General features: G+C 60.7%; 15 protein-coding genes and 1 pseudogene. 8 read left to right on the top strand and 8 right to left on the bottom strand.

Features of this window, described 5'->3' with window-relative positions:
* Positions 1-20: 20 nt before the first annotated feature.
* The 4 genes from ftsE (at position 21) to PYH37_RS25785 (ending at position 3418) form a co-directional block, all read left to right on the top strand.
* Entirely contained in the window at positions 21-680 is a 660-nt protein-coding gene (gene ftsE / locus PYH37_RS25770) for a cell division ATP-binding protein FtsE (RefSeq protein ID WP_280734293.1), read from the top strand.
* A complete protein-coding gene (locus tag PYH37_RS25775) occupies positions 673-1683 on the top strand; it encodes a cell division protein FtsX (protein ID WP_280734294.1) in 1011 nt (336 codons plus the stop codon). Before ftsE ends, PYH37_RS25775 begins: the two co-directional genes overlap by 8 nt.
* A 94-nt stretch (positions 1684-1777) precedes the next feature.
* Positions 1778-2476: a YdcF family protein gene (locus PYH37_RS25780; RefSeq protein ID WP_280736165.1), complete on the top strand. Its 699-nt coding sequence runs from the start codon at positions 1778-1780 to the stop codon at positions 2474-2476.
* Positions 2477-2641: 165 nt separating this feature from the next.
* Entirely contained in the window at positions 2642-3418 is a 777-nt protein-coding gene (locus PYH37_RS25785; protein WP_280734295.1) for a lysophospholipid acyltransferase family protein, read from the top strand.
* A 496-nt stretch (positions 3419-3914) separates the two neighbouring features.
* Here the strand turns inward: PYH37_RS25785 and PYH37_RS25790 are convergent, their stop codons facing one another.
* From PYH37_RS25790 to PYH37_RS25805, 4 genes and pseudogenes are all read right to left on the bottom strand, one after another.
* Entirely contained in the window at positions 3915-4103 is a 189-nt protein-coding gene (locus PYH37_RS25790; RefSeq protein WP_280734296.1) for a hypothetical protein, read from the bottom strand.
* Positions 4104-4404: 301 nt separating this feature from the next.
* Positions 4405-4590 carry a hypothetical protein gene (locus PYH37_RS25795; RefSeq protein WP_280734297.1) on the bottom strand — a complete coding sequence of 62 codons (186 nt, stop codon included), beginning with the start codon at positions 4588-4590 and terminating at the stop codon, positions 4405-4407.
* A 522-nt stretch (positions 4591-5112) separates the two neighbouring features.
* Positions 5113-5487: pseudogene (locus PYH37_RS25800) on the bottom strand (alpha-hydroxy-acid oxidizing protein); the annotation flags it as partial.
* 364 nt (positions 5488-5851) lie between these two features.
* On the bottom strand, positions 5852-6406 hold the full coding sequence (locus PYH37_RS25805) for a gamma-glutamylcyclotransferase (protein ID WP_280734298.1): 555 nt from the start codon (positions 6404-6406) through the stop codon (positions 5852-5854).
* A gap of 187 nt (positions 6407-6593) precedes the next feature.
* Here PYH37_RS25805 and PYH37_RS25810 point away from each other — a divergent pair, with 187 nt between their 5' ends.
* Together PYH37_RS25810 and PYH37_RS25815 are read left to right on the top strand one after the other, a co-directional pair.
* Complete coding sequence (locus PYH37_RS25810; protein ID WP_280734299.1) at positions 6594-6782, top strand: hypothetical protein; 189 nt, start codon at positions 6594-6596, stop codon at positions 6780-6782.
* The gene (locus PYH37_RS25815) at positions 6779-7792 is read left to right on the top strand and encodes a DUF2125 domain-containing protein (protein ID WP_280734300.1); all 1014 of its coding nucleotides are present in this window, start codon (positions 6779-6781) and stop codon (positions 7790-7792) included. Before PYH37_RS25810 ends, PYH37_RS25815 begins: the two co-directional genes overlap by 4 nt.
* A 55-nt stretch (positions 7793-7847) precedes the next feature.
* On the opposite strand, the gene PYH37_RS25820 is transcribed toward PYH37_RS25815, so the two are convergent.
* From PYH37_RS25820 to PYH37_RS25830, 3 genes are all read right to left on the bottom strand, one after another.
* Positions 7848-8771 carry a prephenate/arogenate dehydrogenase family protein gene (locus PYH37_RS25820; RefSeq protein ID WP_425336121.1) on the bottom strand — a complete coding sequence of 308 codons (924 nt, stop codon included), beginning with the start codon at positions 8769-8771 and terminating at the stop codon, positions 7848-7850.
* Positions 8771-9877, bottom strand: coding sequence for a histidinol-phosphate transaminase (hisC, locus tag PYH37_RS25825; protein ID WP_280734302.1), 1107 nt, complete (start codon positions 9875-9877; stop codon positions 8771-8773). The genes PYH37_RS25820 and hisC overlap by 1 nt, the downstream gene beginning before the upstream one ends.
* Positions 9878-10094: 217 nt before the next feature.
* A complete protein-coding gene (locus PYH37_RS25830) occupies positions 10095-10856 on the bottom strand; it encodes a class I SAM-dependent methyltransferase (RefSeq protein ID WP_280734303.1) in 762 nt (253 codons plus the stop codon).
* 115 nt (positions 10857-10971) lie between these two features.
* Between PYH37_RS25830 and gloB the strand changes: the two genes are divergently transcribed.
* A complete protein-coding gene (gene gloB / locus PYH37_RS25835) occupies positions 10972-11742 on the top strand; it encodes a hydroxyacylglutathione hydrolase (RefSeq protein ID WP_280734304.1) in 771 nt (256 codons plus the stop codon).
* Between the two features lie 2 nt (positions 11743-11744).
* Positions 11745-12200, top strand: coding sequence for a cupin domain-containing protein (locus PYH37_RS25840; protein ID WP_280736167.1), 456 nt, complete (start codon positions 11745-11747; stop codon positions 12198-12200).
* Between the two features lie 13 nt (positions 12201-12213).
* Here PYH37_RS25840 and yddG read toward each other — a convergent pair whose 3' ends face one another.
* Complete coding sequence (gene yddG, locus PYH37_RS25845) at positions 12214-13104, bottom strand: aromatic amino acid exporter YddG (RefSeq protein ID WP_280734305.1); 891 nt, start codon at positions 13102-13104, stop codon at positions 12214-12216.
* Between the last annotated feature and the right edge of the window lie 11 nt (positions 13105-13115).

A 13115-nucleotide genomic window follows, 5' to 3' on the forward strand; every position in this document is an offset into this window, starting at 1 on the left:
CGAGAGACTGGGCTGTCCCATTGATTCACTTTGAGAACGTCGGATTGCGCTATGGCATGGGACCGGAAATCCTCCGGGACCTGACGTTCGACATTCCGCGTCGGTCCTTTCAGTTTTTGACCGGTCCGTCGGGTGCCGGAAAGACGACATTGTTACGGCTGCTTTTCCTCTCCCTGCAGCCGACGCGGGGGCTGATCCGCATGTTCGACCGCAACATTTCGTCGATACCTCGCGATGAGTTTCCGATGCTGCGCCGGCGCGTGGGGATCGTTTTTCAGGACTTCCGACTGCTCGACCACCTGACGACTTACGAGAATGTCGCCTTGCCGTTGCGGGTCCGTGGCAAGGAGGAATCGAGCTACCGAGCCGACGTGCTCGAGCTTCTCAAATGGGTCGGCCTCGGCGAACGGATCAACGTGCTTCCGCCCGTGCTTTCCGGCGGGGAAAAGCAGCGCGCCGCCATTGCGCGGGCGCTGATCGATCGGCCGGAAATACTGCTCGCCGACGAGCCCACCGGCAACGTCGATCCGCCGATGGCCCGCCGGCTGCTGAACCTGTTTCTCGAGTTGAATCGGCTCGGCACCGCGGTGGTAATCGCCACCCACGACCTATCCCTGATGGACCAGGTTGAGGCCCGGCGCATGATCCTGTCACAGGGACGGCTCGACATCTATGAATGAGAACCGCGTCCCCCGCCGCGAAGCCGAGCCGCCGCCGCAGCAGCGTCGTACGGAGATGCGCGTGCGCCCGACCGGTCCGATCGTACCGTCCGCCAATGTCTCCGGCCATGCGCTGATGTGCGTCATCGCAATCATGTCGTTTCTTGCCTGCCTCACGCTCGGCGGCGTCAGCATGGTGCGGGCGACGGCGCAAAGCTGGCAATCGCAGATTTCCCGGGAAATCACCATTCAGATCAAGCCGGACGACAAGCTCGACATGGAAAAGGCGCTCGCCGATGCGCGCGACCTCGCCTTGACCTTCAACGGCACCACCGGCGGCAACATCATAGATCGCGCGGCGACGGCGCGTCTTCTGGAACCATGGCTCGGCGAAGGCCTCGACCTCGACGAACTGCCTGTGCCGCGGCTGGTGGTGATCACGATCGACGAGAACAACCCGCCGGACTTCGCGGCGATGCGCCAGGCCCTGACCGAAACGATCCCGCAGGCGTTCCTCGACGACCACCGTACCTGGGTTGATCGCCTGGTGGCGATGGCGAATACCACCGCAATGATAGGCACCGGCGTACTGGTGCTGGTCTTCTCGGCCATGGTCCTGACGGTCGTCTTCGCCACCCGCGGCGCCCTTTCCGGCAACCGCCATATCGTCGAAGTTCTGCATTTCGTCGGCGCTGAGGCCGGTTTCGTCGCCTCCGAGTTTCAGAAACACTTTTTGAGGATCAGCCTGAAGGGAGCCGGCGCCGGCGGCCTGCTTGCGGCTCTCTCATTCGCGATCGCCAGCTTTTGGCAATCGCGAACGCTCGCTACGCCCGAGACGGACCAGGCGACCGCGCTGTTCGGCACGTTTGCGATCGGCTATACCGGCTATCTCGGGATTTTCGCCATCATCGTCGTTATTGCCCTGCTGACCACCTTGACGGCGCGGCTTACGGTCATGCGGACGATCTACGAAATCGACCTTATCCGATCGGATCCCGGCCGAACGGATACCTACCAGGGCTGATCGCCATGAATCGCCCTCAATCAATCTATTCCCTGCCGCAATCTGCGGCTATGTGAAGAGAATCATGAGGGCGCAAGAAATACGCGAGAGCGGGATGGACGGAAGGGGCAAATGGCAGGAGAGGGCCGCGCGCCGCCGTCAGGCCCGCAGCCTGCTGCGCAAATTTCTGCGCCGGGGCTTTTTCGTGCTGCTCGTCCCCTTCGCCATTTTCATTGCCAGCTTTCTGCAATTTGCCGACACGGTCGCCTCGCTGCAGCCGCCGGCGGTCCCGAAGGCAGATGCGATCGTCGTATTGACTGGCGGCTTCCAGCGGATCGATCAGGCGGTGAGCCTCTTGAAGTCCGGAGCTGGAAAGCGGTTGTTGATCTCCGGCGTCCACCCGACGACGACAGCCAGTCAGATACGCCGCAACACCCAGAGCTCGGCCGATCTTTTCAAATGCTGCGTCGATATCGGACACGAAGCGGTCGACACGATTGGCAATGCCACCGAGGCCGGACAGTGGATTCGCGACCGAGGCTACAGGAGCGTGCTCGTCGTCACCAACAATTATCACATGCCGCGCAGTCTTCTCGAGCTGCGGCGTACCAGACCGGGCACCGAGTTCATTGCCTATCCGGTCGTCAATTCCGATCTCAAGACGACCAACTGGCTGCGCAATCCGCTGGTGCTGAAGGCCATATTGCTCGAATATGCTAAATATTCCGTCGCCTCGCTGCGCGACATGATGGGCGGGCATTCGACAAATGGTCTTAGAACCGACTCCGCCAGAGTGGCCCCCGTAGAAAAATAGCGCCAACAGCCCTCACGAGGAAGGCGAGGGCGATTATGGCGTCTGGCCAACACACGCTAAAACCTAGGCAGAAGGCGACTGCATCAAATCGCCCACGGGACTGTTTTCCTCGCTAGCGTATTCGTGTAGGCAGCGAAGTCATCGCACCCGCATCGAGAGCCTGTAATGATCATCCTGCGTTCGATCCTTTTCAATCTGGTCTTCTATGCCAATCTGATCGTCCAGATGATCGTGCTGACGCCGGTCTATTTCCTGGTCCCGCGCAAGAAGGCATGGTTCGTGCCGAAGAATTGGGTGAGAAGCAATCACTGGCTGCTGGCCAAGATCGTCGGCACGACCTTCGAAATCGAAGGCCTGGAGAACATTCCGAAGGGCTCCTTTATCTTCGCGCCGAAGCATCAATCTTTCTGGGATGCCTATGCGCTTCTGCCCTGGCTTGACGATCCGTTCTACATCCTGAAACGCGAACTAACCTGGATACCGCTGTTCGGCTGGTACATCATCAAGCAACGCATGGTGCCGGTAAACCGCGCCGCACGGGGCAAGGCCATGACCGAGGTGATGGAGCGCACCAAGCAGGAGATCGCGTCAGGACGTCAGTTGATCATCTACCCCGAGGGCACGCGCCGCCCGCCCGGCGCACCGCCGGAATATAAATACGGCATCGCCCGGCTCTACCGCGATCTGCAGGTGCCAGTGGTCCCGGTTGCGATGCATCCGGGGCTGTTCTGGCCACGGCGCAAATTTCTGCGCTTCCCTGGTCACTTCAAGGTACGCATCCTGCCGCCGATCGAAGCCGGCATGGATCCGGATGCGTTTCTCCAAAGGCTGGTGCAGGTGACCGAGGCCGCAAGCGATGATCTTCTGATCGAGACCGCGAAGGCCAATCCGCATTTGCCGCTGCCGCCCACCGCCGAACAGCGGCTGCGCGAGCTAGCTTAAAAATGCAGCAATTCAAAGTACTACAGCGATCTTTGTGCGTCTGAAGAGACGCACGGTGTCGATTGCCACGCTATTTTGCCTTTTTGGTCACTATGTTGCCTTTAGTGCAGCATTGTTGACCTAACTCCCATCATCGGTCGTTCGGAATCAGGGGAACGAAATCCACTGCTAGTGCGTCTCGCAGGGGCGTCTTCTCTCGACCCAAAGCGGTCGGCGGCATCGCCACGATGAATGGCACGGTTCGACCCCGTTGCTGTCATTGCGTCCGGTGCGATGAACGTCTCGATTGAGCCCGAAGCGGCAACATTGACTGCCGCAAACGACAACAAAAAAGCTCGGCGGCATGTGCCTCTTCGTGGCGCGAAATAGCGTATCTGTATGAAAGACATTGTTATCGACCCGGCCACAGCGCCGGGTCTACTTTTTCGGTGCGCGGCTTTATCGCGACCGAGCCCGCGTCAGCGATGAACGCGGGATCCAATTGGTCTAAGCTTGGCTAATACCGCCATCTCGGCGCACGTTTGGCGTTGTCCAATAGTTCGCGAGCCGTGGCGAACGCGCCAAAGAGGCTGGTCAAGCGCTTTTCTTCGTCCTGGCACAAGCGTTGCCGTTCGCAATACTCGTGAATATTCCAAACCTTCCTCGCAGTGTGGCTGGAAAGCTTTTCGGCTTCGACATGCTCCATCTTGCTCCTCCCAGGCAGTGGACGGTCAGACTATGCTACTAAAGTCTAATTAAGCAAGAAATAAACTAAGTATTACTTATTGCCTGGCGCCGTCTCCTCCGGCGACGGCGATCAAGCGGCAGGTCGAGCGGCTACGGCGGCTCCCTGCCGCTTCTTGTTTTTGCCCCGTCGATAAACCGGGAAGCTAAGCTGGTTGGGCGTTATGAGGTGTCGTGCCGACGGCATGAAAGTGGCAGCATCGGCAACCATACAGATGGACGCTGGGAGCGTGACAGGCAATCCTGATGGCCGCTCCGGTTCTCTAGCGGCTTCCGCTCGTGTCCGCCGTCTGCGGGATGTAGACAGCCGTATTAACTCCTTCCTCCAAGAGTGCGCCGCCGATCGCCAAGTATGCGAAGATGGCGCATATCGCGAGGAGCAGAACGCTGACGGGGAATGCCGTGGACGCTCGCCTTTCGGGAGTACTGTAGTCATCGCGTCCGAACATATTTTTCTCTCCCATGATCTTTCATGGAGAACGTAATTGTGAGCAAGGGAGTTCCTTGCCGGACTGCTCGAGGGTGACCCAGCTCCCCTGCGATGCGGGGTTCTGCTTTCGGGCCTCGATCAGCTCATACTTTTGTTATTGAGCAGGTTCGGTCGTTGCAGGTGGCGTGGCTGGAGTTACAGCCGGAGCCGGCCCTGTTGTTGTTGCCGGAGGCGTTTCGGCCCTTTGTTCTTCAGACTTTGGCACCAGATATACCAGTGCGAAGATAAGGACGATGACTGCGACGACGCCGATGATCACGAGTCTAATCATGCGCTTCTGCTCCTTCTAGTATCGGTCTCCTTCAATGTATCACGAGTACGCAGGCGCAAGCCCGGCAGGTGGAGGCGGCGCAACGATCGACCGTCGCAGCCACGAGGCCATCCGGCTGTCGCAAAAGCCGGTAGCGAAACACCGACTCTGCGAGGGAGTTTTGCGACAGAGATTTTCTTGAAAGGCAGCGTCGCCGATTTTGTCCGTATATTAGGGATATCGCGACAAATCTATCAGCGGAAAGGCGCTCAAGGCGCTTGGTATGGTGACTGGGGCTGCCGGATGCAGATACAATCGGCCCAATTCTCCAATGGCTGAGACATCAAGCAAAGCCATGGAGCGAAGCGTTTCGTCTTCCAACAGCTCAAGCATGCGAGTGATTGCGGCCTCGCCTCCCGCGGCCAGGGCATAGCACTGCATGCGGCCAAGGCCTACGAGGTCCGCACCTATTGCGAGGGCTTTAATGATATCCGATCCGCGACAGAGCCCTCCATCGACCATCACCTTTGCTCGGCCTGCTACGGCATCGATGATTTCGGGCAAGGCATCCATTGTAGCACGGCCATGGTCGAGCTGACGGCCACCATCGACGAGGAGGTGATTAAGAGAGCCAACACGAGTGCGCGCAAACTGCCCGAACCCATCGGAAACCGCATTTCATACTCTCCATTCAGCATCTCAACGCGCCCAGAGAATAGCGGAACTCGCGGTGTGAACAATGACCGCAGATGGCACAATGTTGCCCTTTGGCGCTGTGGCCGCGAATTTCCGGATTCCACCCAAAGCGATCCTCCGGGGAAATTGCCGCGAGTTATGGTGAAGGGCAATTTACCCTGGCAAAAAAGCTAAGATTGCTGAATAGTCTGAAGACGAGATGCTTATTTTTCAGTGCGTTGGCCACGGCATAGGGGTAAGTTAGCGTGGCAATCGACACACGGCTAGGGTTTGACTAGGCCTGAGCCGAAGCAGCTCCGCCCGCGGCAAGCACCGCCACGACATCCTCGAGCCACTGGTCGCGGATGCCCATTTCGCGGAGATGGGAGAGCGTATTGAGGACATAATCCGTGTTTGGCCCGGACTTGCCGACAGCGGCCGCCACAGTTGCCGCCGCTTCCGTCGCCGTCAGGGCCCCTGCATACTGGACGTGGCTGCGGTCGATCACGTAGGCAAGCGCCGGCACGCGGCGTCCATCCGCGAGTTGGACCGGCATCATCCGCTCTTTGTAGACATGCGTGACCAGTTCCCGCTCGCGAAGATAATCGATCACATCCGCCTTGTCGCTCGCCGCCACGCGGAAGGCCGTACCAATGCAGGAGCCGCCGTAGTCGAGGCCGAGCACAAGACCTGGACGCCGTTCCGTGCCGCGATGCACCCAGGAGCGTACGCAAAGCGAGCGGCGATAGCCGAAAGCGCGCGCCGTCCGCTTCTCCTCGAAGCGAAAGCCCGGATTCCACATCAGCGAGCCGTAGCCAAAGACCCAAAATTCGTCCATATCCACTGCCATTCAACCCATGCTGCTGCCGATTGGCGAATAAACCTCGGCAATACCCGTAGCTGACTACTGCATGTTTCCTTAAATCGGAGCCGATTTAAGGATAAACATGCAGCAACTCAAAGTGCTGCAGCGACCTTCACGCGTCTGAAAAGACGCACGGCGCCGTAGAACTTTCTAGAGCGGGATGAGGAAAAGTGTGAAGCGGTTTTCCGCCCGTATCCCGCTCAAGCTGTTAGAAACGCGCCATAAACGCGAAAGCACCGAAATTCCGGTGCGGATGAGCGAAGTCCGCTGCCGCGCCGCGCAGGAAAATAGTTTGCGGGATTGCATCCGACCACCCGAAAGCCGGATGCCGACGCAACAATTGGAGTACGCGACACCATGACGGTCACCGAAGTCGCCAACGGGCGGCCCACTGGCAGGAAGTTCCGCTGGCTGGCAATTGGCATTGTGCTTGCCATCGGCCTCTATTCCGGCGGCTGGTATCTTGCCGCCGACCAGCTCGAGAAGCGGGTGACGTCCTATCTCACGGAAAAGCAGACCGCCGGCTTCGGTGGTGAATGCACGGATCTGGAGGTTCGCGGTTTCCCCTTCCGCATCGGCCTTTTCTGCGACAAGATTCGCCTCGACGATACGCGCCTTGGCGCATCCGCCTCCTTCGGCGCGCTGAGAACGGCCGCACAGGTCTACCAGCCCGGGCGTGCGGTCATCGAGCTCGACGGCCCCGCCGAAGTACGGGTCTCGCCGGATGTGTCGATATCCGCCGACTGGACCTTGCTCCATGCCAGCCTGGCGGCGACAATGTCGGGCATCGACCGTACGTCGCTCGCCTATGACAATCTTACCGGCACGGTGCGTGCGCCGCTGATCGGCGACAGCCTGGGCTTTGGCGCAGCCCATGGTGAGGTGCATCTTCGCAAGAACGGCACGGATGTCGACGCAGCTCTGAGCGTGGATAAGCTCGATCTGCGCCCGCACCAGGGGCCGAGCTTCGCCCCTCCGGTTGACATAGCGGCGGATCTGACCGTCGTCGATCAAGCCGAATGGCTGCAGGCGAGCGGCTTTTCACCGCAGATGCTTCGCGGCACCAAGGGCGAATTGCGTCAACTGAGCCTTGATGCCGGCGCGGGAATGAGCCTCAAGCTTAAGGGTCCCTTCTCTGTCGACGATCAGGGGCTGATTTCCGGCGAGTTCTCCCTGACCATGACGGATATCGTGGCCTGGCGGGAGAACCTGGTGAAGGCGGTGCCGGAAGAAACCGACCTCATCAACGATATCGCCAACATGCTGACTGCACTTGCCGGCGGCAAGAACGAGGCCACCGTCAAGCTTAACGTGCGCGACGGTACGGCATTCCTCGCCTTCATTCCGATCGGCGTGCTGCCCGCGCTATGAGACAACGGGATGTATGAAGCGGCTTCCGGCATTCCGCTCCAGCCGTTTTGCAGGCCTATTTCTGATCCATTGCGTGCCGGCCGAAGTCCGGCATCGCCGTGTCCTGGCCGGCCTGAATGATCGACCGGCGGATTGCCCGCGTGCGGGTGAAGAGATCAAACAGCTTGTCGCCGTCACCCCAGCGGATCGCACGCTGTAGCGAGGCGAGATCCTCCGAGAAGCGGGCAAGCATCTCGAGGATAGCGTCCTTGTTGTGCAGGCAGACGTCGCGCCACATGGTCGGGTCCGAGGCCGCGAGGCGGGTGAAATCGCGGAAACCGGATGCCGAATATTTGATCACTTCGGATTCCGTTACGGTTTCAAGGTCATCGGCCGTTCCGACGATGTTGTAGGCGATGATGTGCGGAAGGTGCGAAACGATCGCCAGCACCTTGTCATGATGCTCCGGATCCATCTCGTCGACCATCGAGCCAAGCGTTTCCCAGAAGAGCCTGAGCCTGGCGACGGCCTCCTCGTCCGTGCCGGGAGGCGGCGTCAGAATGCACCAGCGTCCGCGGAAAAGTCCGGCGAACCCGGCGTCGGGACCTGAATGTTCCGTCCCGGCGATCGGGTGGCCGGGAATGAAATGCACGGTCTTGGCCAGATGCGGCGCCATCTGGGCGATCACCGACCCTTTCGTCGAGCCGACATCGGTAACAATCGCGCCGGGTTTCAGATGCGCGGCGATTTCCGCAGCGATGGCGCCCGAAGCACCGACCGGCACTGAGACGACAACGAGATCGGCATTCTTGACGGCCTCGGCCGCCGAAAGCGTATAACGGTCGCCGAGACCGAGCTGCTCGGCGCGTTTCAGCGTCGCCTCCGTTCGCGTCGAAACGACGATCGTTCCGGCAAGCTGTTTCTCGCGGATGTCCCGTGCGATCGACGATCCGATAAGGCCTATGCCGATGAGGGCGATCGTTTCGAACTGCGGAGCCATTATTTCCGTCCCATGAATTCAGCAAGTGCGGCGATTACGCCTTCATTCGCCTCTTGCGAGCCGATGGTCATGCGCAGCGCATTGGGGAAACCATAAGCGCGCACGCCACGCAGGATGAAGCCGCGGCTTGTCAGAAACGCATCCGCTTCCTCGGCCGATTTTCCGTCGGCCTCCGGGAAATGGATCAGCACGAAATTGGCGACCGAAGGCGTGACGCGGAGACCGATCGCCTGCAGTGCCTCGGTTATCGTTGAGAGCCAGGTCAGATTGTGATCGACCGCTGCCGCAACGAATGCCTGGTCCCGGATTGCGGCAGCGCCGGCCGCGATGGCGGGCGCATTGAGGTTGAACGGACCACGCACACGCTCGACCGCGTCCACGACATCGCGCGGCGCATACATCCAGCCAATGCGTAAGCCCGCAAGGCCATATATCTTCGAAAACGTCCGCGTCATCACGACGTTGCGATTGCCCGAAACCAGCTCTAACCCGGCTTCGTAGTCGTTGCGACGGACATATTCGGCATAGGCGGCGTCGAGCACCAGCAGCGCGCTAGCGGGAAGTCCGGCATGCAGCCGCCGGACCTCGTCAACCGGAATATAGGTGCCGGTCGGGTTTGCCGGATTGGCGATGAAGACGATCTTCGTCCGCTCCGTCACCGCAGCCAGGATCGCATCGACGTCGACGCGCGCATCCCTTTCCTGGACCGTCACGGCAGTGCCACCGGCGGCCATGATCTGGATCTTGTACACCAGGAAGCCGTGCTCGGTGACAATTCCCTCGTCACCGGATCCGAGATAGGTGTGGCAGAGGAGCCCGAGCAGTTCGTCCGAGCCGTTGCCGCAAAGGATATTCGCCGGATTCAGCGCATGGACGGCGGCGATCGCGTCCTTGAGGGCGTGCGCCTGTCCGTCGGGGTAGCGCTCGAGGTTGAACGCTGCTTTCCGGAACGCCTCGATCGCGCTCGGGCTGGCGCCAAGCGGCGTCTCGTTCGACGAGAGCTTGTGAACCTTGGCGGCGCCCGGCGCGTGTTCCTTGCCGGGCACATAGGCGGCAATGTCGAGAATGCCGGGGCGCGGCTGAGGGCTCTTCGAAACAAGGTTCATCGGATCGTCTTTCGGGGAACGAATGCGATCCAGCCAATACCGGGACTAAGCAAATTTGTCGAGTGTGACGTCTTTAACAGGGCAGGCGCAAAATATTTGCCCCTCATCCGGCCTGCCGGCCCTCTCTGCAGGCGGGTCGACGGAGACGCGCGGCAAGCTCCGAGGCCAAAATCGCCTCTCCCCGCCTGCGGCGAGAGGCTAGGGCAAAGCAATCGACCTACCTACCCTTGACCTCCGTTAGCCGGCTGCGCGTGCTTGGAACGCCATGCGGCGCGAGCACCGGAACGAAAACGCGGCGCGATGCGCGCACAGCAACCGGCAATCCCTGATAAAGCCGCTTCTGCGCCTCGACGATGATCACCCCGGAGAATACCGGCCACAGCGAGCGCCCGACTCGCTCGAAGCCTTGGCGCAGACGGAGGATCATCTTTCGCTCCGTAGGTGGAAAGAAGAGTGCTTCGGCCGTGGCTCCGGGCGTAAAGTTCGTTTCGCGCAGGAGCGCCGTCAGTTGACCCCGCGAATAGGGTCGTCCGGAGCCGAAGGGGGTATGCTCCATTCGCGCCCAAACGCCGCGCCGGTTCGGCACGACGATAATCAAGCGCCCGCCGGGCGCGAGAATCCGCCAGATCTCTTTCATTGTCTCGCGCGGGCTTTCGGCGAATTCCAACGAGTGAACCATCAGCACACGATCGATCGACGCATCGGGCAGCGGCAATTCCTCATCGAAGACCAGCGCCGTTGAAGACAATTCGGCAACCGGCCAGTTCACAGCGCCCTGCCCGGCCGGCATGAAGGCGAAAGTCCGTTCAGTGTCGGCGCGGAACCGCTCGAGATAGGGCACCGCATAACCGAGCCCGACAAGCCGTTCCTCCGGCAGACGCGCCCAGACGGAAGCGAGCGCCATGCTGACGGAGTGCTCCGCCATCCGGCCGAGTTCGGAATGATAGAATTGGCGCAGATCGACGATATCCGTGTGCATGGGGCAACATGTTAGCCTTGAGGCGGTAGACTTCAAGGCGAGCCTCGCTACATTCGGCTGGAGCGGGTGAAGCGGTTTCGCCATCCCGCGCGACGCCCGAACGGAGGACCAAGCCATGGCCGCGCTCGAACTCGACCTTTTTCTCTGCCGCACCGATAATTTCGGTGTTCTTGTCCACGATCCGGAGAGCGGCGCTACGGCATCGATCGATGCTCCGGAGGAGCAGCCGATCCTCGACGTGCTGGAGCGCCGGGGCTGGCGGCTGACGCACATTCTGACCACCCACCACCACGGCGACCACGTGGCCGCGAATGTAAGCCTGAAGGAACGCTTCGGCGTCACCATCATCGGCCCGACGCGCGAGGCATCGAAAATTCCCGGCATCGACAGGACGGTCGGCCACGGCGATCGTTTCGATTTCGCCGGCCACCCGGTCGATGTCATAGAGACGCCGGGGCATACGGCCGGCCACATCTGCTTCCATTTTCCTGACGATAAGCTGCTCTTTGCCGCCGACACGCTGTTTGCGCTCGGATGCGGCCGGCTGTTCGAGGGAACGGCCGATGCGATGTGGCAATCGCTGAGCCGGTTGATGGCGCTGCCCGATGACACGGCCGTCTATTTCGGTCACGAGTACACGCTCTCCAACGCTCATTTCGCCGTGACGATCGATCCTGAAAACACCGCGCTCAAAGCGCGTGCCGCGGAGGTAGAGGAGACCCGTTCGGATGGCGGCTTCACTGCGCCGACGACGATCGGCCTCGAGAAACGGACGAACCCGTTCCTGCGCGCGGCCGATCCGAAGATCCGCGCGCATCTCGGCATGGATAAGGCGACTGATGCCGCCGTCTTTGCGGAGATCCGCAAGCGGAAAGACAATTTCTGATGATTGCATCGCGAGATTTGACCGCGGCGGCGTTTATCGAAACGCTGGGCCTTCTGCGCCACCCGGAAGGCGGCTGGTATGTGCAGACCTTCCGCGACCAGGCAGGAGGGCCGCGTGGCCATTCAACGGCAATCTACTATCTGCTCGAAAAAGGTGATCGATCGCATTGGCACCGTGTCCGGGATGCCGCCGAAGTCTGGCATTACTATGCCGGGGCGCCGCTCGAACTCAGCATTGCCGAACCCGGTGAGCCCGCCGCGCATGTCCGGCTCGGCCCGGACCTCCTCGCCGGCGAGAGGCCGCAGCACGTGGTCCCCGCCAATTGGTGGCAATCGGCCACTTCCCTTGGGGACTGGACACTCGTCGGCTGCACGGTCGCGCCGGGCTTCGATTTTTCCGCATTAGAAATGGCGGCACCCGATTGGGAGCCGCCTCAGAGCGCCGCGCCTTCTAAATAATTAGGCGCGCAACTTACTCGGCCGGCTGCGGCACGGCTCTGTCCTTCCGGAAAATCATGTCGTTTGCCGCAAGCACGGCGCCGCCGGTCACCAGCAGGCAGGCCGCCGCAATCCGCCAGGATGGCTCCGCAAAGCCGAATAGGATGAGGATCAGCGTCGAAAGGACCGGCGCCGCGTAGCTCGCAACGCCGAGAAGCTGAATGTCGCCGTTCTTGACGCCGAAATCCCAGGCGTAAAAAGCCGCGCCGACCGGCAGCAATCCAAGTCCTGCGACCGCAAGCCACTCGAAAGCCGTCTGCGGCCACACGGTGGTTTCAAGGCCGAGGTGGCAGAGGAAAGACAGAATCGAGGTTGCCAGGCAGAAACCGGTCACGACATCGGTCGACACCGCGTCGAACCGGCGGGTGAGCAGCGAATAACCGGACCAGGTGAAGGCGCAGAGGAACGCAGCCCCGTAACCGAGTGTATAGGCGCCATCGAAGGCGATGCCGTTGCGGGAGACGATCAGGATCGTGCCACCAAGTCCCGCAAGTGCGCCTGCGATATGATACCAACGAAGCCTCTCCCCAGGCAGCAATGCCGAGCCGACGACGATCAAGAGCGGCCAGAGATAGGCGATCAGGCCGGCTTCGACCGCCGGGGCATTTCGAAGCGCGGTGAAATAGAGAAAATGATAGCCGAAGAGGCCGGCGATCCCGGTGACCCAGACCTCGGCCGGCTGCTTCAGAAGCGCCAAACGCTGAGGCTTCAAAGCGAGCACGACGATACCGGGCAGGCTGCCGATGAGAAAGCAGATTGCCGACAGCTGGAACGGCGGCATTTTGCCGGAGGCGGCAGTAAAGAGCGCCAGCAGCGACCACATGAGAATCGCGGAAAATCCGATCAGCGTAGCCTTGAACTTCATTCCTGCCCCCA

Origin of the sequence: Sinorhizobium numidicum (assembly GCF_029892045.1) — a bacterium.
Taxonomy (GTDB): domain Bacteria; phylum Pseudomonadota; class Alphaproteobacteria; order Rhizobiales; family Rhizobiaceae; genus Sinorhizobium; species Sinorhizobium numidicum.